The 24,382-nt window shown below is 32.2% G+C and carries 18 protein-coding genes; 9 read left to right on the top strand and 9 right to left on the bottom strand.

The window, feature by feature from the left end:
* Window positions 1-69: 69 nt before the first annotated feature.
* From rsfS to Q0998_RS06950, 9 genes are all read left to right on the top strand, one after another.
* On the top strand, window positions 70-438 hold the full coding sequence (rsfS, locus tag Q0998_RS06990; RefSeq protein ID WP_299668067.1) for a ribosome silencing factor: 369 nt from the start codon (window positions 70-72) through the stop codon (window positions 436-438).
* 21 nt (window positions 439-459) lie between these two features.
* Window positions 460-2,445 carry an ATP-dependent zinc metalloprotease FtsH gene (gene ftsH / locus Q0998_RS06985; protein ID WP_299668065.1) on the top strand — a complete coding sequence of 662 codons (1,986 nt, stop codon included), beginning with the start codon at window positions 460-462 and terminating at the stop codon, window positions 2,443-2,445.
* Between the two features lie 22 nt (window positions 2,446-2,467).
* Entirely contained in the window at window positions 2,468-3,052 is a 585-nt protein-coding gene (locus Q0998_RS06980; protein ID WP_299668063.1) for an LUD domain-containing protein, read from the top strand.
* 1 nt (window position 3,053) lies between these two features.
* Window positions 3,054-3,848, top strand: coding sequence for a phosphatidate cytidylyltransferase (locus tag Q0998_RS06975; protein WP_299668061.1), 795 nt, complete (start codon window positions 3,054-3,056; stop codon window positions 3,846-3,848).
* A gap of 2 nt (window positions 3,849-3,850) precedes the next feature.
* Window positions 3,851-4,507, top strand: a complete 657-nt coding sequence (locus tag Q0998_RS06970) for a phosphatidylserine decarboxylase family protein (RefSeq protein ID WP_299668060.1) — start codon at window positions 3,851-3,853, stop codon at window positions 4,505-4,507.
* A gap of 1 nt (window position 4,508) precedes the next feature.
* Window positions 4,509-4,775 carry an acyl-CoA-binding protein gene (locus tag Q0998_RS06965; protein ID WP_299668058.1) on the top strand — a complete coding sequence of 89 codons (267 nt, stop codon included), beginning with the start codon at window positions 4,509-4,511 and terminating at the stop codon, window positions 4,773-4,775.
* Window positions 4,776-4,779: 4 nt separating this feature from the next.
* Window positions 4,780-5,397 carry a YceI family protein gene (locus Q0998_RS06960; RefSeq protein WP_299668056.1) on the top strand — a complete coding sequence of 206 codons (618 nt, stop codon included), beginning with the start codon at window positions 4,780-4,782 and terminating at the stop codon, window positions 5,395-5,397.
* Window positions 5,398-5,506: 109 nt separating this feature from the next.
* Window positions 5,507-9,244: a T9SS type A sorting domain-containing protein gene (locus Q0998_RS06955; protein ID WP_299668054.1), complete on the top strand. Its 3,738-nt coding sequence runs from the start codon at window positions 5,507-5,509 to the stop codon at window positions 9,242-9,244.
* Window positions 9,245-9,261: 17 nt separating this feature from the next.
* Window positions 9,262-9,432, top strand: coding sequence for a hypothetical protein (locus Q0998_RS06950; protein ID WP_299668052.1), 171 nt, complete (start codon window positions 9,262-9,264; stop codon window positions 9,430-9,432).
* A gap of 156 nt (window positions 9,433-9,588) precedes the next feature.
* Here the strand turns inward: Q0998_RS06950 and Q0998_RS06945 are convergent, their stop codons facing one another.
* From Q0998_RS06945 to Q0998_RS06905, 9 genes are all read right to left on the bottom strand, one after another.
* Complete coding sequence (locus Q0998_RS06945; protein WP_299668051.1) at window positions 9,589-10,464, bottom strand: TIGR01777 family oxidoreductase; 876 nt, start codon at window positions 10,462-10,464, stop codon at window positions 9,589-9,591.
* A 63-nt stretch (window positions 10,465-10,527) separates the two neighbouring features.
* On the bottom strand, window positions 10,528-13,158 hold the full coding sequence (locus Q0998_RS06940; protein WP_299668049.1) for a zinc-dependent metalloprotease: 2,631 nt from the start codon (window positions 13,156-13,158) through the stop codon (window positions 10,528-10,530).
* Window positions 13,159-13,422: 264 nt separating this feature from the next.
* Window positions 13,423-15,501 (bottom strand): glycoside hydrolase family 97 protein, encoded by a 2,079-nt coding sequence (locus tag Q0998_RS06935; RefSeq protein WP_299668047.1) that lies wholly within the window; start codon window positions 15,499-15,501, stop codon window positions 13,423-13,425.
* Window positions 15,502-15,503: 2 nt separating this feature from the next.
* Window positions 15,504-17,354, bottom strand: a complete 1,851-nt coding sequence (locus Q0998_RS06930; protein ID WP_299668046.1) for a family 43 glycosylhydrolase — start codon at window positions 17,352-17,354, stop codon at window positions 15,504-15,506.
* Between the two features lie 105 nt (window positions 17,355-17,459).
* Complete coding sequence (locus Q0998_RS06925; RefSeq protein ID WP_366943610.1) at window positions 17,460-19,040, bottom strand: sulfatase; 1,581 nt, start codon at window positions 19,038-19,040, stop codon at window positions 17,460-17,462.
* A gap of 2 nt (window positions 19,041-19,042) precedes the next feature.
* On the bottom strand, window positions 19,043-19,936 hold the full coding sequence (locus tag Q0998_RS06920) for a carboxylesterase family protein (protein ID WP_299668044.1): 894 nt from the start codon (window positions 19,934-19,936) through the stop codon (window positions 19,043-19,045).
* Window position 19,937: 1 nt separating this feature from the next.
* The gene (locus Q0998_RS06915) at window positions 19,938-22,208 is read right to left on the bottom strand and encodes a glycoside hydrolase family 3 N-terminal domain-containing protein (RefSeq protein ID WP_299668042.1); all 2,271 of its coding nucleotides are present in this window, start codon (window positions 22,206-22,208) and stop codon (window positions 19,938-19,940) included.
* A 2-nt stretch (window positions 22,209-22,210) separates the two neighbouring features.
* The gene (locus tag Q0998_RS06910; RefSeq protein WP_299668041.1) at window positions 22,211-23,005 is read right to left on the bottom strand and encodes an alpha/beta hydrolase-fold protein; all 795 of its coding nucleotides are present in this window, start codon (window positions 23,003-23,005) and stop codon (window positions 22,211-22,213) included.
* Window positions 23,006-23,014: 9 nt separating this feature from the next.
* Window positions 23,015-24,379 carry a glucoamylase family protein gene (locus Q0998_RS06905; protein ID WP_299668040.1) on the bottom strand — a complete coding sequence of 455 codons (1,365 nt, stop codon included), beginning with the start codon at window positions 24,377-24,379 and terminating at the stop codon, window positions 23,015-23,017.
* Window positions 24,380-24,382: the final 3 nt, after the last annotated feature.

Raw genomic sequence — 24,382 nt, 5'->3', positions numbered from 1 at the left:
AGTAGTTCAATATTACACAAAATACTCGCAAAAAAATAATAACTTTGCACAAAAATTAGAAAAAAATTAATGGCTAAAAAACAAGTAAGCACAGACGATTTAATCGCTTTTATCATTCAAGGAATTGAAGACGTTAAAGGAGAAGATATTCAACTACTAGACTTACGAGATATAGAAAATACCGTTTGCGATTATTTTATAATCTGCTCTGGTAATTCAAATACACAGGTAAATGCAATTTCTGGTTCCGTACAAAAATTAGTAAGCAAAGAGATCAAAGACAAGCCTTGGCATATAGAAGGTTCTGGTAATGCTGAATGGATTTTAATGGATTATGTAAATGTTGTGGTACATATTTTCCAAAAACAAATAAGAGATTTCTATGATATAGAAAGCCTTTGGGGAGATGCAAAAATCACACAAATAAAACCAGCTTAAACTTTTATATTTTTATAATACATGAACGATTCTAAGAAAGATAACAATACAAACACACCTAAGTTTAAGTTTAATGCTTATTGGATCTATGGTGCTGTAATTATATTACTAATTGGTTTTCAGTTTTTTAGTAGTGGAGATTTGGCTTCTAAAAGCATTTCTAAAAACGAATTTAAAGAGATTTTAAAAGATAACGATATTTCAAAAATTATTGTTGTCAACAATAATGTTGCTCAAATTTTTATCAAAGAGGAAGCGATTAAAAAATCGAAATATCAAAAATTGATAAATTCTGCTTTTTATAGAAAAGGTTCTTCATTATATGAATACAACTTTGGTGATTTACAAAATTTTGAAAACGATCTTGAAGAAGCAAAAAAAGAAAATGAGCTTACCTTCGATTTAAAAAACGAAAGTAGAACGAGTATGGTAGACACCTTAATAGGTTTTTTACCATTTATTATTTTGATCGGTATTTGGTTGTTCTTTATGAAAAGAATGTCTGGTGGTGGTGCTGGTGGTGGTGGCGGTGGTCAAATATTTAATATCGGAAAATCGAAAGCTAAATTATTCGACAAAGACACGAAAGTAAAAACTACTTTTGCAAATGTTGCTGGTTTAGAAGGTGCTAAAGAAGAAGTACAAGAGATTGTAGATTTCTTGAAAAATCCAGAAAAATATACCTCTCTTGGTGGTAAAATTCCAAAAGGAGCTTTGTTAGTAGGACCTCCTGGAACAGGAAAAACATTGTTAGCAAAAGCAGTAGCTGGTGAAGCTGGTGTGCCTTTTTTCTCTTTGTCTGGTTCAGATTTTGTAGAGATGTTTGTAGGTGTTGGTGCTTCTAGAGTAAGAGATTTATTTAAGCAAGCTGCACAGAAATCGCCTTCAATTATATTTATAGATGAAATTGATGCCATTGGTAGAGCTCGTGGTAAAAACAGTATGACAGGTGGTAACGATGAGCGTGAAAACACGTTAAATCAGTTATTGACTGAAATGGATGGTTTTGGTACTGATGTGAATGTAATTGTAATTGCAGCAACAAACAGAGCGGATGTTTTAGACAAAGCATTAATGCGTGCAGGACGTTTTGATAGACAAATCTATGTAGATTTACCAGATATTAATGAACGTAAAGAAATTTTTGAAGTACATATAAAACCTTTAAAATTAGGAGATGATGTGAATGTTGAGTTCTTAGCACAACAAACCCCTGGTTTCTCTGGTGCGGATATTGCAAACATGTGTAATGAATCTGCTTTAATTGCTGCAAGAAAAGGTAAGAAAGCAATCAGTCATCAAGACTTTTTAGACGCTGTAGATAGAATTGTAGGTGGTTTAGAAAAGAAAAATAAAGTAATTACACCGAAAGAGAAAAAAGTAATTGCATTTCATGAAGCGGGTCACGCCACTATAAGTTGGATGCTCGAACACGCTGCACCATTGGTAAAAGTAACTATTGTACCTAGAGGACAATCTCTAGGAGCCGCTTGGTATTTACCAGCAGAAAGAATGATTGTGCAAACAGAACAAATGTTAGACGAAATGTGTGCTACTTTAGGTGGTAGAGCTGCAGAAAAAATCATCTTTAATAAAATTTCTACAGGAGCATTAAGCGATTTAGAAAAAGTAACCAAACAAGCAAGAGCCATGGTTACTGTATATGGTTTAAATGATGAAGTTGGGAATATTACCTATTATGACTCTTCTGGTAATGATGCTTTTGTAAAGCCTTACAGTGATGATACTGCAAAAACTATTGATACAGAAATTTCTAAAATGATTGAAGCTCAGTACGCTAGAGCGATTGAATTATTAGATAACAATAAAGAAAAATTAACAATCTTGGCGGAGCTTCTCTTAGAAAAAGAAGTTATCTTTAAAGACGATTTAGAAAAAATCTTTGGGAAAAGACCTTTTGAAGAATTAGACGTAACTATAAAAGTGAAAAAAATAATTGAAGAAGAAGTAGATATTCCCCCAGTAGCGGAGAGCACTGAAGAATAATTTTAACATCTTTAATTATACAATGAAGTTTTTAAAAAAATTATTTAATTTACCTGTAAAAGAAGATGAATTTATTCAAAAGCAAGAAGTAAATTTATCTTTAGATAATCTGTTTGTGCATCATTTTATTGAAAAAGGAGGTAAATTCTTATACTGCTTAAAAAAAGAAGAAGTAAAAGAAAATCTAAATAAAATTTTAAAAGAAACTAGTTGGGATGAAATTTTAGTGAATAATAAACACTTAACTTCCTTTATAGATTACAATCAGGTGAAAACTACGGATGATTTTAAAAAGCCGTTGCCTTATTTCACCAAATGTGAACATTTAATTGCAGATAATGGCGACGTGCTTTTTTCTTCAAATCAATTAAGAAGCCATAAACTTTCTGAGCTATCAGAGCATTTAATTGTTTACGCAACAACTAGTCAGCTAGTTAGAAATACAGGCGAAGCTTTAACGGGTATTAAAACAAATTCGAAAGGCAAATTGCCGACAAACATTTCTTCAGTTAAAAATTATAATATCAATAAAAATGATGATAATTTTTTAAACTACGGTAACAATAACTCAAAAAACCTATATTTGTTGCTGTTAGAAGATTTATAATATGCGTAACCTTTTAAGAAGGAGTTTTTCTGGAATAATTTATGTTTTACTATTTGTATCTGCAATTCTGTTTTCTAAAGAATCCTATATAGTTTTAACTGCAATTTTTGGTTTATTATGCATTTGGGAATTTTCTAAATTAATTCAATTTAAAAACGTTGTAGCTTATATTTTATTTCTTGGTGCTTTGTTTTTATTCCTTAAGAATTCAAATAATTATGCAATTTACGGCATCTTATTTATCAATATAGCTTCGTCACTCTATTTGATTTATCAACTTTTTTCAAAAAAAGAAATTACCTTTTCAAATGAAAGAGAAAAACTAGGTTTAACCATAAGATACATTGTATTTTCATTGGGTTTTTTAGTTTTACTTCCTTTTTACGGTGGAAATTATTCTCCCTATATAATGATTTCTATTTTAGTTTTAATTTGGGTAAATGACAGTTTTGCCTTTTTGGTGGGTAAAAATTTCGGAAGAAGAAAATTATTTGTCTCAGTTTCACCAAAAAAAACCCAAGAAGGTTTTTTAGGAGGTCTTATTTTTGCGCTTTTAGCAGCTTATATTATTAGCAGACTAAACACACAATTTTCTTTAATAAATTGGCTTATAATTGCTACCATAGTTTCTATTATAGGAACCCTAGGAGATTTGGTAGAATCGAAACTTAAGAGACAAGCCAACATAAAAGATAGTGGTACTATTATGCCAGGTCATGGAGGTATCTTAGACAGACTAGATAGTTTGTTGTTTGCAGCTCCATTTGTATATTTGTATATTAACTTTATTATTTAAGTATGATTCGTTTTCATAAAGAAGGGTATAAGATTATTGTAATTGCCGCTATTTTATCTATTGCAGGTATTTTATTAGCAGAAAGATTTATTGAAATAACTTGGTTGGTAAAAACTGTTCAAATAGCAATACTACTATTGTTGATTACAATTCTTCAATTTTTTAGAAATCCTAAAAGAGCTACTAATTTAGACGATCACACAGTTATCGCACCCGTAGATGGTAAAGTCGTGGTGATAGAAGAAGTTGAAGAACCTGAATATTTTAAAGATAAAAGACTGCAAGTTTCTATCTTTATGTCTCCAATTAATGTGCACGTTACAAGGTATGCAATGAGCGGTTTGGTTACATATAGTGAATACCACCCAGGAAAATATTTGGTTGCATGGCATCCGAAGGCATCTACAGAAAACGAAAGAACAACCATTGTTTTAGAAAATAAAACGATGGGCAAAGTGCTATACCGACAAATTGCTGGTGCCATGGCGAAGAGAATTGTAAATTACGCTAAAGTAGGAGAACAAGTTGTACAAGGCACAGACGCTGGTTTTATTAAATTTGGTTCTAGAGTAGACTTATTTTTACCTTTGGGAACAAAATTAAACGTAAAATTAGGAGATAAAGTTAAAGGAGGCGTTCAAATTATTGCTGAAAAATAATATGAGTTCTGATTTAGAAATAGCATTTGAAGAAGCTTTTCGTAAGATATCTACATTAAAAGAAGCGGTAGCACCAGATGTGATGCTAAAATTTTATGCCTATAATAAGCAAGCTAATTTCGGAAGTAATTTTTCATTTGATGCTGAACCCAACGTTAGAAATGCCTTTAAAGCAAATGCTTGGATGCAACTAAAAGGAATGTCTTCCGAAGAAGCAAAAAAGGAATATATAAATTTAGCAAACGCTATATTAAATAATAAAAAATAAGATCATGAAAAAAATACTTTTACTAATATTAACCGTGTCATTGAGTGTTGGTTTTACTTCTTGTAAATCAGAAAAAAAAGAGAACAAAACTCTAAATACAGATAAAAAAGAAGCTTCATTTTCAGTAGAAAAAGCAGCAAATGAAATCAATTTTACTGCCTATAAATTTACTGAAAAAACACCCGTTGGTGGACAATTTAGAAAAGTTGATATCATTTCTGGTGGCGCAGGAAATACGATTAAAGAAGCAATACATAACACGCAATTTTCAATACCCGTAAGCAGTCTTTTTACAAAAGATTCAAGTAGAGATTATAAAATTCAGAAATTTTTCTTTGGTGTAATGGACAATACCCAATTACTTTCTGGAAAACTGATGATAGAAAATGATTCTATAGGAACTGCAACAATTAAAATGAACGGAATTTCAGAAAAAATTCCTTTTAAATACACAATTGTAGCGAATACTTTTGCGATGAGTGCAAAAATGGACGTTAGTCAATGGGACGCTTTAGATGCACTTGCATCTTTAAATAAAGTTTGTGAAGCCTTACACACTGGTACTGACGGTGTTTCTAAAACCTGGAGCGACGTTGCTTTAAATATTACTTCAAAATTTTAAACTTCTTATTCAATAATTGAAAAAAAAAAGTATATTTGGCTGTTGACAATTTGTGAATAGCCATTTTGCTTTTTATAAAAAGTCGATTAATCTTTTTAACCCCTAATAAATGACTAAAAAAATTACCCCTAATTTTTTAAGACATGTTCTTGTCTTGATTATTTTTTCGCAATCATTAAATTTCTTTTCGCAAAACAATGTTTATTTAGAAGTAAACTGGCCAAGTTATTCCGGCGAGAATAAAATGGAAATTATTAATTCCTCCAATGTCACAGTCTTATCTATTGAAAACAGCTATGGCAATGGCGCAAACACAAGCTTTTTAAACAAAACATCTACAACAACAAGTCTACCAAGTGGAAACTATACCGTAAGAGTATATGATAATTATGGTGATGACTGGAACGGTACAAGTCCTTTTGGAAAAGTTTTTATAGATGGAAGTGAAGCTTTTAACTTTAACGGCGATTTTCTAAACAATGGCCCAGCAGAAGTTGAAATCACATCCGATTTCTCAATTACAATAGGTTTAGACAATGCTTCCTTTGCGTATTCAAAAACAACATATTGTCCAGCAGAATCAGATCCAACACCAATAATTACTGGTGAATCTGGCGGAACATTTACCGCTACAAATGGCTTAAGTATCGATAATTCTTCAGGAAAGATAGACTTGTCCTCATCAACAATTGGTGAGTACATCGTTACTTATACTACATTGGCACCAGATCAAAACAGTGCTACTAAGAATATAACAATTGGTGACGAGACTTCATTAACTTATGAAACATCAAGAGTAAACAAAAATGATGTGGATTTATACCCTACCACAACGGGAGTGTCAGGAACTTTTAGTGCTAGTACTGGTTTATCAATTAATAGTGCCACAGGAGTAATTGATGTTTCAGCTTCCACGGTTGGAACTTATACAGTCTCTTATACGACTTCAGGGTCTTGTGGATCTGTGTATACAGACACAGTTACAATCATAGATACTGTATTTCCTGGAATTTCTCAATATCAAGAAGACAGCAAAAAATACATAGAATACATTCCTGGTACAATGCCAATTATTATTTCTGCACCACATGGCGGTAGATTAACACCTAATAATGGTGAAATTCCAGATAGAACTTGTGGTACTAATGCAATGGATGATAATACAGACGTGTTAATCAAAGAAATTCAGAAAAAATGTTTTGATCAATTTGGTGTGTATCCTTACATCATCATAAACAATCTTCATAGAAAAAAATTAGATCCAAATAGAAACGAAAGTGTTGCTACTTGTGGAAACGCTACAGCAAAGGTCTATTATGATGCTTTTCATAATTTTATAGACGCTGCAAGTGCAGATATTAACAGTAAATTCGGAAAGGGATTGTATATAGATTTGCATGGACAAAGCCATACGGTTCCAAGAATAGAAGCTGGTTACAACTTAACTAGCAGCTCTTTTGATGAAGACTTGAATAATACGAGTACAAATACAACTGAATTGGCAAGAGTAACCATAAAAAACTTAATTAACAATAACATTAGTGGAGCTACTTTTGAAGATTTAATTAGAGGTGCTACTAGTTTTGGAGGAATCATGCAGTCTACAGGCGGTAAGAAATATGCAGATCTAGGTTATGCCGGTTGTGGCAGAACAGAAGGTTATAGAACGGTACCAAGTAATATTGGTGATGGCGGACAAGGTTCTTGTGATGATACAAATCCAGGTTCAAATAGCTATTTTGCTGGAGATTTTTACAATAATATTAGACACGGTTCGGGGAACACAACTACCGCAAATACAGTTGTAGAAGGAGGCGGTACTGTAAATGGTGGTGGTGGCACCATAGATGGCATTATGACAGAAGTAAATAGAAGAGTAAGAGATTTAGGCAGTATCTTCTCATCTACTTATGGTGTTTCAGATAGTAGAAGTCCAACAATTCCTTTTTTCTCTAGAGATTATGCAAAAGTTATAGAGAAATTTATAGACCTGCATTATAATGATTTTTCTAAAATTTCCTATTCAGAAGATAATTATTCTATTTACGATTCAGATGCGACTCCAACAATAGCGGGTATTTCTGGCGGAACTTTTTCTAGTACTTCTGGTTTATCAATTAACACAGCTACAGGAGTCATCGATCTTTCTTCCTCTACTCCTGGAGTATATACTATTGCTTATAATGCACCGAATGTAGGCAGCTATTACAAAAAAGAAATTCAAATAACCATACATACAAATGCTGTTACAAATGAATTTATTTCAAATTCTGGAAATTGGTCTGTCCCAGCAAATTGGAGCTTGAATAGAATACCAGCTGTATTAGATAATGTATCAATTCCAATAGGAAAAATTGCAAATTTAGATCTTACAGCAGTTGTTGTAAATGATATTGATGTTGTGGGCTCTTTAACCATAATTGATAATAAATCTTTAACCGTTAATGGAAACTTAACAAATACTGGCTCATTTACCTTAAACTCTAGTAGTTCTATTATTGTTAAAGGAACCTCTTCAGGAAAACTGACGTATAAAAGAAGCTTAAATGCAAATACTTGGTATTTAATTGGCGCTCCTTTTTCTGGACAAAATGTGGCAGATTTTGTAATATCACATCCAAATTTGGCCAAAGGTAACGGCACAGGAAATGATAAAAATGTTGCTTTGGCAAATTTCGATAATTCAAAAACATTAGCTTCAGAAAAATGGCAGTATTATAAAGTTGGCCAAGTAGATGGTATTGGTGGTGATGACACTACTGATAATATGACTTCTGGCTTAGGGTATATTTCTAGACTTACTACCTCTGGAGATATTTCATTTACAGGAACATTACAAACAGCCGATGTTCCAACAACAGTAACTCAAAATGTAAATTCATTTAATTTGGTATCTAATCCGTATCCTTCTTATATAAGTAGTGCCGATTTTTTAACTGAAAATACGGGTGTAGGTAAAAGTTTAAAATCACAAACTTTATGGGTTTGGGATCCTAGCTTGAATGGTGGAACTGGAGATTACGATACCAGAATTACGATTGAAGATTTTCAAATTGCACCTGGACAAGCCTTCTTTGTAAACGTTGATAATAATTTGGGAATAAACTTTTCTAAAACCTCTCAGAGTCATCAAAATACAGACACGTTTTTAAAAAGTAGCAGAACTGAAATAAAATTGAATGTAACAGATACATCTAATAGTAAATCTACAAAAATCTACTATATAGAGGGTACTACAACTGGTTTTGACGACGGTTATGATGGTGAAATATTTGGCGGAGTTCCTTCAGATTTTCAAATTTTCACAGAATTGGTTTCTAATGCTACAAGTAAGAAATTAAGTATTCAATCAATTCCAAATGATAATCACGAAGCTATGGTGATTCCTATAGGAATCAACGCGAAAGCGGGTTCAGAAATAACTTTTACTTCTCAGAACAAGAATATTCCCTCTGGCTTACATGTGTATTTAGAAGACAAAGCAAATAAAGCTTTCACCAAATTAAACGAAATTTCTGATACCTATAAAGTTGTATTAACTTCAGATTTAAATGGTGTAGGAAACTTTTTTATACACACCAGATCTAGTGTTTTATCTTTAGAAAATGAATCATCTAATAGTAATACCATTTTTAATAATGATAAAAATGAACTTATTATTACTGGTGTTGTAGATCAAAAAATTAAAATAGAATTGTTTACTATTTTAGGAAAAAAAGTATTTTCTACTGTTTTTTCTTCTGATGGAAATTCAAAAATTCAATTGCCAAAATTATCTACTGGTGTTTACTTTTCTAAACTAAAAAGTGGAACAATTGAAATTAACAAAAAAATTATTTTAAAATAACCCCTAAATTTTAAAAAATGAAATTAACAAAAGAAGATACGATCATTGATAGAAAAGAAGCCATTCAGAAAATTGGCGATTATGGAAAATATGCTGCACTTACTGCATTAGGAACTTATTTAATATTAAGTCCACAAAAAGCACAAGCACAATCTCCAGATGCCCCAGTGCCAGGAACAGGTTTTTGATGATTATAAAATAAAACAGAAAATAAAAATAGCTAGTGAAATTGAAAACGTAAGATATTACATCTTACCATTAGTTTCTTATCATTTTAAAGTTATAAAAGCCCCAGATGCTTTAAAATAATGGAATTAGAAAGACGAACTTAGGTTCGTCTTTTTTTATAAATTTTCTAAAGCTACTTTTAACTGCGGGTATCTAAAACTAAATCCTTTTTTTTCTATTTTTTCTGAAGACAACCTACTTCCTTCTAATAAAATAACAGCCAAATCACCAAAAACTAATTTTAGCAAAAAACTTGGAACCGCAATGGGTACATAAGGTCTTTTTATAACTTTGGCCAATGTTTTGGAGAAGGTTTTACTGGTATGCGAATCTGGTGATACAGCATTGTAAACTCCTACAAAATCTTCTTCTACTGCTTTTATATATAAGTTACATAAATCGTCAATATGAATCCAAGATAGATACTGTTTTCCTGAGCCTAAAGGCGAAATTATAGGGGTTTTCATTTTCTCTAAAGCCCCACCATTTTTAGATAAAACTACGCCTGTTCTTAAAATAGTTACAGGAATCTTCAGTTCATTAAATTGATCTGCAGCAGCCTCCCATTGTAGACAAACTTTTCCTAAAAAATCGTCGCCAGCGGCATCTGTTTCTTGAAAAATTTTATCTGTGGTTTTCGCTCCGTAATAATTGCTTCCAGAGGCAGAAATAAATCCTTTTAAAGAGGTTCCTTTTTCTTTAATTTTATCAAAGATTAAATTTGCAGTTTCTACTCTACTATCAATAATTACTTTCTTTCTTTCTTCTGTCCAACGTTTATCTGCAATTCCTGCGCCAGCTAAATGAATCACATAATCTATACTATCTAATGCTTTTTCTTCGATATAACCTTTGGAAATATCCCACTTAAATTCGTTATTTTCTGTTGGATTTCTAGATAGAATTCTTACCTGATGCTTTCTCTCTAAAAGTAATGTTGTTAATCTAGCACCTACCAAACCTGTGCCTCCTGTAATGAGTATTTTTGCCATATTGTAAAGATAAAAAAACCGCAATCTATAAGATTGCGGTTTGTATAAATAATATTTATCTTATTATTTAATTTCCTTTAAAGCATTTGTAATTAAAGTCTTTAAATGTGCTTTGTGCGCTTTTGTAGCAATATCACCTTTATTATTAGCCACCCAAGATTTGATGTTGTTTAAATTATAAATTGCCATAGATTTAGAGGCTACTGAATACCTACTACTTGTTTTTCCAGAAATCATCCCTATCAATCCTTTTGTATAAGCAGCTTGTAAATTCTGACGAAAAGAATTAACACTACCATTTATATCTGACTTAAACATAGTATTGTTTAAATCTGTCATAAAACTAGATAACTTATACTCATTACCATACAATTCTGAATTAGAAATTCTTTGTAATGTATTTGGATGCATTATATGTGCTAAAACTCTGGTTTGGTAGCTCAATACTTGCTCGTGAATCTTAGGATCTTCCGGCCCTCCAAAAAAGTTATAACCTCTTCTTTGGCTTGCTAAATAATTATACAAATCTTTTGGAGCTGTAAATGCATCAGGCGCAAAAACATAATTTTTTAAAGCATCCATGGCTCTTTTTTGATCCTCTAAACTTACAGGTGTATAAGGTTGCGTACCTCCTACTTGACCTGGTGCAGCTCTATCTACATAAACACCGCCAATAAATCTAGAAATTACTCCTGCAGCAGTTGCAGATTGTCCACTTAAAATATAATAAGCTTGTCTTAATTGCATGTAAGATTCACCAGTATTGCCAAAACGAGTTTTAATATCTTTCATCATTTTATTTACCAATTGAATTCGGTCTATAGAATAACCAATTTGATCATTAGACAAATCTCCAATCATAACTCTTGGGTCAATTGCTTTTCCTGGAGAGCGCATATCGTCTGCATCGTTTCCAAAAATTAATGCTGGTTTTGTAGATTGCACTAATAAGGCATTCATTTCAGCTTTTGTTCTAAAAGGTGTATACCCAAATTGAATTGCCCATACATCATAAGGGCCAACAGCCATATCATAATATTGCCCTTGCTTACTTCTGTCTAAAGTTAAATTAATTCCTGCATAATCCATCACAGAACCAGTTAAGGCTTTTCCTTTGATGAAGTTTGCATCTGCTAATTGTTCAGGAGAAAATAACTGACTTGCTTTCATATTGTGGTTCAACCCTAAAGTATGGCCAACTTCATGCATAATTAAAGATTTCATTCCTTCTTTCTTCATCCCTTCCATCTCTAATTCAGAAGCACCCGCAGCTGATAGCACTGTTTGCCCGAACAATGTATTTTCGTGCATTAAATGCCCTTTAGAGCAGTATAAATGATTTGCTTTATTTTTAAAGAATTTTTCTTTTTCTTCCGCTTCCGTTAATATATTTAAACTTAGTGCAGCAGCATTGTCAAAAACTCTGTCATAATACACTCTATTTGTAAAATGCACGTATTCTAACATGATATCTGCTCCTAAGATTTCTCCTGTTCTTGGATTTACAAAACTTGGTCCATAACCACCAAAAGGAGGATTTGGAGAAGAAGTCCATCTTAAAACATTATAACGTACATCGCCTGCATCCCATTCTGCATCATCTGGCTGTACTTTTACAACCATTGCGTTTTTAAAACCAGCTTTCTCGAAAGCTGTATTCCATGCCAAAACACCTTCTTTAATTGTTTCTCTAAATTCTTTTGGTGTTGTGTTCTCTATCCACCATGTGATTGGAGTTACGGGTTCTGAAAGTACAGCATTTGGATTTTTCTTTACCAATTTCCATCGGTGAATAAAATCTCTATAATTTACAACATCGGTAGATGTCATGTCATTTGTTTGTGTTAAAAAATACCCGACTCTTGCATCATCCATTCTAGGAACATAATCACTTTCTGGCATGTTCATAAACGTATGAAAAACTTTTATGGAAACATTTCTTCCATCAGTTACATCTCTTCCACCCCCATTTAACACATTCGGATTGCTATAAACATACTCTGTTTTAACATTTGTGTTTTCTGGATAATTTTTAATTTCTTTAATTTTCGATTTGCTTTTACTAAAACTCCCCAAACTGAATGCAAATGGAGATTGTCCTGGAAATCTTGGGCCTTTGACTCTAGTAAATGTTTCTGATAAAAATAAACCATCTGCATCAATTAGATATTCTCCTTTTTTATCATCAGATGCTAACACTTTTCCACTCGCTAATACAGCATCACTAATGTTTGCTTCAGAAGATTTAGAAATAGCATTATCCTTGTCAAAATAAAAAGAGGTATTTGGTGCCACAAATTCTAAGCGATTAAAATATTTTTTCACATGAAAAACACTGGATCCTTTATAATTTCCTCTGAAAGCACCTACAGATGCAATACCATCTGAAATTTGAGAGAAGTAGATAAAGTCTTTATCTAGTTGGTCTTTTTTTATCAATAATTTGGTAGCACCACTTACAGTATCTTGATAGATGGTAAACAAACCGACTATTTTTTTGCTACTCTTAGTGAGTTCTTTTATTGTTTTCTCTTTCTTTTTTGGCGCCTTTTTCTTGGCTGCCATTTCTGTTTTTGAAGCTTCTTTCTTTTTCTTTTTCCAAAACTGTGCGTTCATATCTTGAACTCCTACAAAAGCAAGAGTTAAAAATAAAGAACAAAGAATTTTTACTGAACTTAAATTATTTGTTTTCATTGTAATTGAGTTGGTTACATATTTTCCGTTAAATTAATTATACAAAAACATATTTTTGTTAATTTTATGATAAATAATCTAACTTAATAACGATAAAAATATAGAAACGTTACATTTTATGCGAAAAAAATAATTTTTATAGTAAAATTCTTGATTTTTTATAAGAAAATAGAAAAAGTTGAAAACAGGAGGTAACTAAAAATAAAAAATTATTGAAGTAATTTTTTATTCGGACTATTTAGTAGAAGTTATTTTTTTTCTTAATTACTGATTTTTGACAATTGAAATTGCACAACCACCACCAGCAGCTAATTTTATAGTTAGAATAGTTTCTTTGGTTACATTTTGCTTGCTTATTTTATAAGCTTCTGGATTTTTTAAATAATGTGAACCACTTGCATCTTTATAAATGGTTGCAATATATGTTTTTCCTTCCTCTAAAAAATCTAAATTAATTTTAATAGTTCTTAAATTTTCATCAGTAATTGCACCAACAAACCATTTTTTAGATTTTTTTTCTTGTCTTGCAACAATAATATAATCACCAATTTCTGCATCTAAGACTTTGGTTTTTTTCCAATCTACGCCAACGTCTCTAATAAATTGAAAAGCAGGATTATTTTTATAGTTTTTAATTAAGTCTGGCACCATTTGTACAGGACTGTACAAAACCACGTATAAAGCTAATTGGTGCGCTAATGTTGTATTAACTTGATTTTTTACTTTATAAGGTTTTAATGTAGTATTAAAAATTCCTGGTGTATAATCTATTGGACCTCCCAACATTCTCGTAAATGGAACTATGGTTAAATGTTCTGGCGGATTCCCACCATCGTCAGACCAAGCATTATATTCTTGTCCGCGAACTCCTTCGCGAGAAATAGCAACAGGATAGGTTCTTCGTTTTCCAGTTGCCTTAATTGGCTCGTGTGCATTGATAGCCACTTGATTTTCGATCCCTTTTTCTAATACTTTTTGATAGTGATTTACCATAAACTGACCATGATGGTATTCCCCTTCAGGAATTACACTTCCCACATACCCCGTTTTTACTGCGTGAATTTTCAGCTCTTTCATTAACGCAAAAGCAGTATCTAACTGTTTTTCATACAATGTAATATCTGCAGAAGTTTCATGGTGCATAATTAATGCTACATTTTTAGATTTTCCATAGGCAACAACTTCTTGTAAATTATAATCTGGATACGGAGTTACAAAATCGAAATGAACTTTCTTCGCTTTTTTATCCCACCATTGTTCCCAGCCAATATTCCAACCTTCTACCAACATTGCATTAATGTTATTTTCTGAAGCAAAATCAATCAGTTCTTTGGCATATTTTGTATTTGCTGCGTGATTTTTACCCGCATAATCCCAATTACCTGTTCCAATATGCATGTCCCACCAAATACCAACGTATTTAGTTGGTGTAAAAAAACTCATGTCTTCTACCGAATTTGGCTCATTTAAATTTATAATCAATTTAGACTCAATTAAATCTCCAGGTTTTTCTGCAATCTGAATCGCTCTCCAAGGTGTTTTAAAAGGAGTTGCTCTGCTAACTTTTATTCCTTTGGAATTACCAACCAATTCACTTTTCATTTCAAGATTTATAGTATCAACTGCTAAAGTCATCCCTGCATAATCGGTTAAATCTGCTTCATGAAAACTCAAATATAAACCAGTATCTGTTTTCATAGTTACTGGCGTATTTACAGCATTTTCTGGAATATAGGTTTGTCCTAAATGTGCTCCTGGAATATAATCCTTAAACGCATTTATATCAGAAAATTTAGAAGTGGTATATAGATATTCGTAAATATCCCAATCACCAGGAATCCACCAAGTTTTGTGATTTCCTGTTAAATTAAATTCGGTATTTTCATCTGTGATAGTAACATTAGTGAGATTTTCTTGCTTTGGAAATTCGTATCTAAATCCTATTCCGTCATTATAAACCTTAAAAATAATATTCAGTTTTCTTTTTAATTCGGATGTCTCTTGCAATTCAATTTTAAGTGAATTGTAATTATTTATAACTTCTTGATCTTCTCCCCAAACCATTTGCCAGGTTTCATTAAAAGTATCTGTAGTAGTATTTAAAATTTTAAAATCTGTTTCTAATGAAAGTGCATCTTTTAAATCGAAACTCATTTTAGAAGTATCAATCACCGTTTCATTTTTAAAACTTACAACATACATTGGTTGTTTTTCGGATGAAAGCGAGAAGTTAACCTTAATATTCTTATTTGGTGATTCAATAATCGTAACAAAATTAGCTTTATTCTCCTCACAAGAAATTAAAGTAATACATCCTAAAAAAAATAAAAGTATATTTTTCATAATTATTTAATGGGTATTATTGGGCTCTTTTCTGAAATTCCATTCTCATTAAATGACTCAATAGTAAAATAATAAGAAGTATCTCTATCTAGGTTTCTCATAAAATGAGTGTTGGTATCATATACTAACCAAGATTGGTATAGTTTATCTGGTGCAATTCCCCAACGAATATTATAACCTTGTGCTCCATTTACAGATTTCCAAGAAAATGATGCATCTCTTCTATCTTTCTCTCTTTGCACAATAAAGTCTACTACTTTTTCTGGTTTATCTCCTAAACCTACACCAAATATTCTAAATTCTGACATCGCAAAATTTGCTCCTGGAACTTCTATGTTTTTATAACGCACATATTTAGCTTTCAAAGGATTATCTAAAACAATGTATGCATTTGGCGCATCAATAGTACTTTTACTTCTGTCTACAATGGTTTGCCAATTTTTATTATCATCAGAAGTTTCAATGATAAAACGATGTTTTAATCCTTCTACACGAGTATAAATAGCAGATTCGTGGTCATAAAAATTTAATTGTATTGCGTGTATTTTTCCCACATTTTGCATTTCAATAGTGATCCATTGTTTATCATTATTTGCTTCTGCTACCCAAAATGTTTTAGGGTTTTCATCCGTTAATACTTTAGCCATTATGTTTCCGTCAGCATCTTTTTCTAGTGGTAATTCTGTTACTTTTACGTCATCATCATTAGAAGTAAATTTTTTAATTTGTTTTAATGAAGATGATACTTTTACATTTCCTTTGTATGAAAGTAACATCCAACCATTATGTTTCCCTGCTTTTGTTGGATGGTTTGCACCAAAACGTGGATAATCTCCATATGCAGTATTGGTGTACATAAGGCCTTCCTCATCAAAATACGTAGGAAACATACACAATCTGCGTTCCCATTGTGCATTAGACGCCAAAGCCATTGTTGCAAAATGCCAATATTGTCCATTGGTTTGTTTTACAGTAATACCATGACCTGCTCCATTTATAAAACCACCAGGTTTAAAACTCATAGGATTACTTTTCATATATTTAAATGGTCCAAGTGGTGTATCTCCAATATAAACCCCATCTGCATAGACATTAAATTGTGTACCTGGAGCTGCATATTGTAAATAATATTTACCGTTATGTTTTGTCATAGAAGCGCCTTCCATATAACCTTCTTTTAAAGTTGGGTGATAATTGTTTTCTCCAAAACGCTCCCAGCCATGTTTTTCTTCATCTAAATTAATAAGTTCTTTTCTAACACCAGTTTCTAAAAAGCGGTCGTTTTTATGTAACATTTTTACTTTAAGAGGATGTACATTTGAAGAACCCCAATATAAATATGTTTTATCATCGTCATCAATAAACAATTCTGAATCTTGAATATTTTTAGAGATTGAAGCTGTTGGAGTCCACATTCCTTCCTTTGGATTATCAGTATATAAAATACTACCATATCCTGCGGGGTCGCCAGCAAAATAGACTAAAGAATCTTTATAATTAAATGCTGTTGGTGCATTACTTCCTTCAAAAAACCATTGTTTTGGTTTGATAAAATTCCAATTTACTAAATCTGTAGAATGCCAATAACCAAAAGAGCGTGTAACAAACATATAATACTCTCCTTTAAATTCTATGACTGCAGGATCTGCTCCAGAGCGGTAAGATTTATTTTTAGCGGAATTGTAAACCATATATGTATAATCTAAATCTAAAGGGTTACAATACGTTGTAAGATTTTTTCTTATATTTTCTGGTTCTTTGCTAGTTGTGTTATTATTTTCTTTACAAGATTGTAGTAATAAGAAAGCAATTGCTAACATGTATAAAAGGCCATTTTTTTTTATTGATTTCATAGAAGCAATTTTAGCACGTTAAACTTAATGCTCATAAGATTTTATTGACTTTCCACGCATTTTCTCAAAATTTTGATACGCTCTTTTTATTTGTTTCGGATTTGCTCACTTAAACTCTTCTTCTGTAACATTATATTCTTTTTGCAATTGTGCTAATTTCTGCTGTAAATCTGCTTTAATTTCTTGGTACTCTTTATCGTTTATAAGATTATTTAGTTCACTCGGGTCTTCTTGCAAATCGTACAGTTCCCATTCATCAACATCATCATATACATGAATTAATTTATAACGATTTGTTCTAACTCCGTACATTTTTTTAACCATGTGAAATGCGGGAAAATCATAATAATGATAATAAATAGCTTCTCTAAAATCTTCATCTTTTTGCGCATTTGTGACCAATGGCTTTAAAGATTTACCTTGCATATCTTCAGGAATTTTTACACCAGCAAAATCTAAAAAAGTGGGTGCAAAATCTAAATTCTGCGTTAATGCGGTAACTTCTGTTCCTGATTTTATTACGGTAGGGTATTTCATTAACATGGGCATTGCCAAAGATTCTTCATACATAAAACGTTTGTCAAACCATCCTTTTTCTCCCAAATAAAAACCTTGATCTGTGGTATAAACTACAATGGTGTTTTCTTCTAAATTATTCGCTTTTAAATACTCTAAAATTTCACCCACACCTTCATCAACGGCCGCAATTGTTGCCATATAATCTTTTAGATAGCGTTGCAATTTCCATAAATGCAATGCTTTTCCAGTTAAATTAGCATCATGAAACGCATCATTTTTTGGTTGATAAGCTTTATCCCAAGCAGCTCTTTGTTCAATTGACATTCTATCGAAATCTGTTTTCCAAGGATTATGAGCCAATTGATTACTTCCTTTTTTAATCGTCATTTTTAAATCATGGCCTTCGTACATATCTGTATAAATGGTTTGAGATTGTTCTTTTGATGCTGTTGAACCGTTATGGTCAGTAAAATAGGTTTCTGGAACTGGAAATTTTACAGCATCGTATTTGTTTAAATGACGTAATGCGGGCATCCAATTTCTATGTGGTGCTTTGTGTTGCACCATTAACATAAAAGGTTGATTGCTCTCTTTTACTTTATCTAAATATTCCAAAGCATCTTTAGTTACCAAATCTGTTGCATATCCATTTACAATAGTGGTGTCTATCTTTTCTCCTGCGCTTTCTTGTGTAATAAATTGCGGATTGTAATAGTTTCCTTGATCTCGTAAAATGTTCCAATAATCGAAACCTTCTGGAGATCCGTGTAAATGCCATTTTCCAATTATAGCGGTATTATAGCCAGCCTTTTGAAGTAACTTTGGATAGGTTTGTTGACTGCCATCAAACTGATTTCCGTTCATTCTAAACCCGTTTACATGACTATGTTTACCTGTAAGAATAACCGCTCTGCTTGGTCCACAAATAGAATTTGTACAGAAATTGTTCTTAAAAATTGCACCTTCCTCAGCAATTCTATCAATATTTGGAGTGGGTGCTAATTTACTTATGGGATGTCCATAAGCACTAATTGCCTGTGTTGCATGATCATCTGCCATAATAAAGATGATATTTGGTCTTTTTTTTGCAGTGGTTGCTTTTTCTTCCTGATTTTTACATCCTTGAAAAATCAAGAAAACAAGAAAACCCATACATACTTTTTTCATCTTTAATTCTTGTTTTTCTTAGTTACTATTTTCTTTGTTTGAATCACTTCTGAATTTAAAATTGTTTTATCAAAAAATAAAACCACATTTTCTAACTCTTTAAAAGGTATGGAAGATAATTCGTGTCTGCCCCCAATTACTTTATGAAAATAATACGAAGCACCTATATTATCTAACTTTTGAATAATCGTTTCAGAGCCATCTAAAACCATGTAACCAGGTTTATCTTCTTTGCAATAATGATGTGGTGCAGTTGCAAAGGGTACTAGATTATCATCTGTTCCGTGAAATAAAACGCTAGGTATTGCATTCTTTTTAGTAATATAATTTGCATTCACCACGGCACCTGCTAAAGAAAATACGCCAGCATATTTTACGTTTTTGTATGTAGTTATATCTGCTACGAAAAATGATCTTAAAAACACGGCATTCAAAACTCCTTCTGCGCCTGCACTGCTTCCACCAGCAATAATTTTAGAACTATCAATTTGTAACATTTCACTATTATCTACTACAAATTTAGTAGCATCTAAATAGTCTAATGCGGCTTGTTTAAAAGTTTCCATCTTATCTTCTTTTGGACAATTGCAACCAAAACCAGTTTTTTTTCCTTTTCTTAATAACCTGTAAGAAATTGAGATACTAACATAGCCTTTTGTGGTAAAATGTTGCATCATTTTTACCTCTGCACCATTGTCTCGTTTTCCACCTGCAAAACCACCACCATGCATCCACAATAAAACGGGTACCTTTTTATCTTTAGAAATATTATCTGGAGTATACACATCCATTTTTAAATTAATTCCTTCTTTAACAGCGTATGTATATGTTTTCTTTTCTTGTGAAGAAAGTTGAAGAAAAAAAAGACAGATAAAGATTAAAAGATAATTTTTCATATTATTTATTTGATTCCGTTAATGTAAATGTGTGCTCAAATTCAAAGTCTGAAGTTCCTTTAATAGCAATATCAAAAACACCTGGCTCTACTCCAAATACCATTTCTGAATTGTAAAATTTTAAATCTTCTACTTCAATTTTAAAAGAAACTATTTTACTTTCTCCCTTTTTAAGAAATATTTTTTCAAATCCTTTTAATTCTTTTACAGGTCTGGTAATACTCCCAACTTTGTCATGCACATATAATTGTACAATTTCATGACCGTCGTAATCACCCGTATTGGTGATGGTTGCAGAGGCAGTTATCATATCAGAAAACCCTATTGTTGCTGCAGATAATTTAAAATCTGAATATTCAAAATTTGTATAACTCAACCCATGACCAAAAGGATATAATGACGTATTTGCTACATCTATATAATTAGATTTATAATCTTCTTTCGGATTGTTTTTAGGAATTGGTCTTCCTGTATTTTTCATATTATAATAAATAGGAATTTGCCCAACATTTCTGGGAAAAGTAACCGTTAATTTCCCTGAAGGATTGTATTTTCCAAACAATACATCTGCAACACCATGACCACCCATAGTTCCTGGAAACCATGCTTCTAAAATTGCATCTGCCAATATATCTTCTTCAGATAAATCTAACGGACGACCATTCATTAACACCAAAACTATTTTTTTATTTGGTACTGCTTTTCTAATTTGGCGAATCAATTTGGTTTGTTTTCCTGGTAACTTAATATTTGTTCTGGAGGCTGCTTCACCACTCATATCATAATCTTCCCCTAAAACCAGAACTACCATGTCTGCTTTTTTTGCAATATTTATGGCATCTTTAAATTTACTTTCATCATCGCCTTCAATTTCACAACCTTTAGCATATAGTATTCTAGTATCTTGTAAATATTCTTGTATACCTTGATACACACTAATTGCTTTTCCACTTCGATCTCCAGCAGCTCCCCAGTTTCCCAAAATATTTTCTTTATCTTTTACCAAAGGACCAATTAAGGCAATTGTTTTGGCTGATGTTAGTGGTAAAGCATTATTTTCATTTTTTAATAATACGGATGATATTGCGGCCGAATGACGCGCAGCACCTAAAAATTCTGGTTTGTAAATTACTTCTTTTTCTCGGGCTTCATTAGCATATTTATAAGGATCGTCAAACAAGCCTAATTTATATTTAGCGAGCAAGATTCTTCTACACGCATCATTTATATGCGCAATGTCTACTTTATTCTCTACTACTAATTCTTCTAAATACAATCGATTCACACTACCCATCATGTCCATATCTATACCTGCATTCATGGCAATTCTAGCCGCATCTTTATTGTCTTTTGCAAAACCATGCTGCACCATTTCAAAAATGGCAGTATAATCTGAAACTACCAATCCTTTAAAATTCCATTCATCTCTTAAAATATCTCTATATAAAAAACTATTTCCAGATGCAGGAACTCCATTTACTTCATTAAACGCAGTCATAAATGTTTCTACACCAGCATCAACGCTTGCTTTAAAAGGTGGTAGATACACGTTTCGTAATTCGTCTTCACTCATGTTTACGGTATGATAATCACGTCCAGCTTGCGCTGCGCCATAACCCACAAAGTGTTTTGCGCAAGCTAAAATAGTGTTGTATTTCGATAAATCATCACCTTGAAAACCATGCACATACGCCTTAGCAATTTTGCTTGCTAAATACACATCCTCACCTGCGCCTTCGGAAATTCTTCCCCAACGCGGATCTCTTGCAATGTCTACCATGGGTGCAAAGGTCCAATGAATACCAACTGCGGAAGCTTCTTCAGCAGCAATTCTTGAGCTTTTTTGAATGTCTTCTAAATCCCAACTTGCAGATAATCCTAAATTAATAGGGAAAATGGTTTTAAAACCGTGAATTACATCGTAACCAAATAGTAATGGAATTCCTAAACGCGTTTCTTCAACTGCTAGTTTTTGCAGTTCACGAGTGCCTTTTGCGGAATATACGTTCAGCATAGCACCTACTTTAGATGCTTTGATGAATTTTCTAAAATCTGCATTAACGGTAGGTCCAGTTACGGCGCCACTTCCACTGTACATGGTAGTTTGACCAATTTTTTCTTCTAAAGTCATTAATTCCATCAAAGAATCTACTTTGGTATCAAAAACAGTTTCTTGCTTACTTAAATGATTTGATTTATCAGCAATATTGCAAGAAAAAAAAACAAGTATACTACTTAGAACAAAAAGGGTTTGCGTTATTTTACTATTCATTTTTAATTATTTTTTGATTTCGAAAAAAGCCATGGTAAGAGCTTGGGTTCTGCAAATGCAGCATCCCAGCTATTGTGATTAGCGTCTGCATATAAGGTAAAATTGGGTTTACCACCCGCCTGCAAATAAGCATGCACCATATTTACAGATAATAGCGGGTTTACAACATCGTCTTTTGCTCCATGAAAGACCCATAAATCTGTTTTTTTTGCATAAGTTTTAACAGATGCTGGATTTCCTCCTCCACAAATTGAAAACGCTGCAGCAAATAAATTTGGTTTTCTATATAAGATTTCAAAAGTTCCCATACCGCCCATCGATAATCCGCCAACATACATTTTATGTTTATCGACATATTGTTTTTCAAAAAAATTATCCATCAATAACATCACCAAATTCAACGATTTTGTTGGCGCGTCATTTAGAGGATATACTAGCGAAATTGGTTTTGTTGTTCTATCTACCTTTGCATTTGACCAATAATCATTTTGTGGGCATTGCGGAAAAATTACAATAGCAGGAAAAGCACCTCTATTTATTTCATCCGTAAATAAGGTACTGCCATGTACCAACTGTTTTTTATTATCATTTCCTCTTTCTCCAGCTCCATGAAGAAATAAAACTACAGGATACTTTTTTCCTATTGAAAAATTTTCTGGATACTGAATTCGATACTTTAAGGTATCCGTTTTATGTATGAATGATTTTGACTCGTATAAATTTGAATTGCCTTGTGACAACAAATTATTTGAAAAACACAAGAAAAGTATCAGTAAAGTGTAATAATATTTTTTCATAATCGAGTTTTAGTAACTAAATCCTAATTTAGTTAATCCTTTTTTTACGTCTTCATTTTGCATAAATAAATTCCATAGTAAACCAGTTCTATGGTTTTCTATCATTATAATTTGTGGTCCTTGATCTATAGCTAAATATGTTTTTGTTACCCAGAAATCATATTCTGGACTAAAAGCATCATAAAAACCTGCAACGCCCAACATTTCATCTTTATTTTGATACAAATAATGCATCACTTGTAATGATTCTATTGGCGTATATGGTGTGGAACTTATTGCCGCTGTTGGCGAGATAACTCCAAGATCTTTTGATGGACTATGTGCAGCATATCCTCTAGAACCATCTGAATTTCTTGAATAACTGGCTGTTAAACCCCAAACATCTACGCCATACCCTTTATAATTTTTAGGATTGCTAATACAATACTGGCGATTAATCTTAGTGTGATTAACGGCTACATCCCAATAATTACCATACTGATCAGATAAATTTTTAGGGTTTAATCCTAAAAAAGAGTAATGGCTAAAAAAAAGTGGCCCTCCAAAATTAGAACCTCCAGCATGTTTTAAAACTAAAGGAAAACCGTACTGAGAATTTGAGTTTTTTATACTTCCATTGCTTGCCCATCCACTTTCATAAGTAGATTTTGTAATACTATAATCTGGTGATGATGCTCCTAAAATGTAAGTAATCATTACCTCATTATACCCTGTAAGTTTTAAATTAATATCAAAATCAAAATTAGGGCTCCAATGCCAATACAATGCATCCTTATTTTGAGTGTACCAATTCCATTCTACACCTTTCCACAGTTGGTCTGCTTTTAAAGAAATTGCTTTTTCGGTAGTAGTACCATTTTTTAAGTATTCTTTTACACAGATAAGCCCTTGTACCAAAAATGCAGTTTCTACTAAATCACCTCCATTATCTTTAGTGCTAAAAGGGATTACCTTGCCTGTGTTTCCATTTATCCAATGAGACCAAGCGCCATGAAATCTGTCTGCATTTTCTAGAAAATTTACAATCTTACTTAGTCTTGATACACCTTCTGATCTTGAAACAAAACCGCGCTCTATAGCAACTATAATACTCATCAATCCAAAACCAGTACCTCCACTTGTCACTACATCTTGATTTAAAGTAGGATCTTCTGGGTGATAACGTTCTTTTGCTGCACCTGATGCTGTATTGGCAAAATCCCAAAAATATTTAAACGTTTCTTTTTGAACCAAATTCAACATTTCTTCATCAGATAATTTTTCTATCGTTGAATCTACAGGATCTGGATTGTTAGATATTTTGTATATAGAATCGTTTGAACACGAAAAAAATAACGCTGATATAAATAGGTAAAATGCTATATTTTTTATCATTTG

This window comes from uncultured Polaribacter sp. (genome assembly GCF_947501385.1).
Taxonomy (GTDB): Bacteria; Bacteroidota; Bacteroidia; order Flavobacteriales; family Flavobacteriaceae; genus Polaribacter.
This window is presented reverse-complemented; position numbering and strand designations above follow the sequence as displayed.

Excerpts from the sequence above, each read along its gene's own strand:
- rsfS (WP_299668067.1), top strand. The coding sequence starts at position 70 with ATGGCTAAAAAACAAGTAAGCACAGACGATTTAATCGCTTTTATCATT.
- ftsH (WP_299668065.1), top strand. The coding sequence starts at position 460 with ATGAACGATTCTAAGAAAGATAACAATACAAACACACCTAAGTTTAAG.
- Q0998_RS06980 (WP_299668063.1), top strand. The coding sequence starts at position 2,468 with ATGAAGTTTTTAAAAAAATTATTTAATTTACCTGTAAAAGAAGATGAA.
- Q0998_RS06975 (WP_299668061.1), top strand. The coding sequence starts at position 3,054 with ATGCGTAACCTTTTAAGAAGGAGTTTTTCTGGAATAATTTATGTTTTA.
- Q0998_RS06970 (WP_299668060.1), top strand. The coding sequence starts at position 3,851 with ATGATTCGTTTTCATAAAGAAGGGTATAAGATTATTGTAATTGCCGCT.
- Q0998_RS06965 (WP_299668058.1), top strand. The coding sequence starts at position 4,509 with ATGAGTTCTGATTTAGAAATAGCATTTGAAGAAGCTTTTCGTAAGATA.
- Q0998_RS06960 (WP_299668056.1), top strand. The coding sequence starts at position 4,780 with ATGAAAAAAATACTTTTACTAATATTAACCGTGTCATTGAGTGTTGGT.
- Q0998_RS06955 (WP_299668054.1), top strand. The coding sequence starts at position 5,507 with ATGACTAAAAAAATTACCCCTAATTTTTTAAGACATGTTCTTGTCTTG.
- Q0998_RS06950 (WP_299668052.1), top strand. The coding sequence starts at position 9,262 with ATGAAATTAACAAAAGAAGATACGATCATTGATAGAAAAGAAGCCATT.
- Q0998_RS06945 (WP_299668051.1), bottom strand. The coding sequence starts at position 10,464 with ATGGCAAAAATACTCATTACAGGAGGCACAGGTTTGGTAGGTGCTAGA.
- Q0998_RS06940 (WP_299668049.1), bottom strand. The coding sequence starts at position 13,158 with ATGAAAACAAATAATTTAAGTTCAGTAAAAATTCTTTGTTCTTTATTT.
- Q0998_RS06935 (WP_299668047.1), bottom strand. The coding sequence starts at position 15,501 with ATGAAAAATATACTTTTATTTTTTTTAGGATGTATTACTTTAATTTCT.
- Q0998_RS06930 (WP_299668046.1), bottom strand. The coding sequence starts at position 17,354 with ATGAAATCAATAAAAAAAAATGGCCTTTTATACATGTTAGCAATTGCT.
- Q0998_RS06925 (WP_366943610.1), bottom strand. The coding sequence starts at position 19,040 with ATGAAAAAAGTATGTATGGGTTTTCTTGTTTTCTTGATTTTTCAAGGA.
- Q0998_RS06920 (WP_299668044.1), bottom strand. The coding sequence starts at position 19,936 with ATGAAAAATTATCTTTTAATCTTTATCTGTCTTTTTTTTCTTCAACTT.
- Q0998_RS06915 (WP_299668042.1), bottom strand. The coding sequence starts at position 22,208 with ATGAATAGTAAAATAACGCAAACCCTTTTTGTTCTAAGTAGTATACTT.
- Q0998_RS06910 (WP_299668041.1), bottom strand. The coding sequence starts at position 23,005 with ATGAAAAAATATTATTACACTTTACTGATACTTTTCTTGTGTTTTTCA.
- Q0998_RS06905 (WP_299668040.1), bottom strand. The coding sequence starts at position 24,379 with ATGATAAAAAATATAGCATTTTACCTATTTATATCAGCGTTATTTTTT.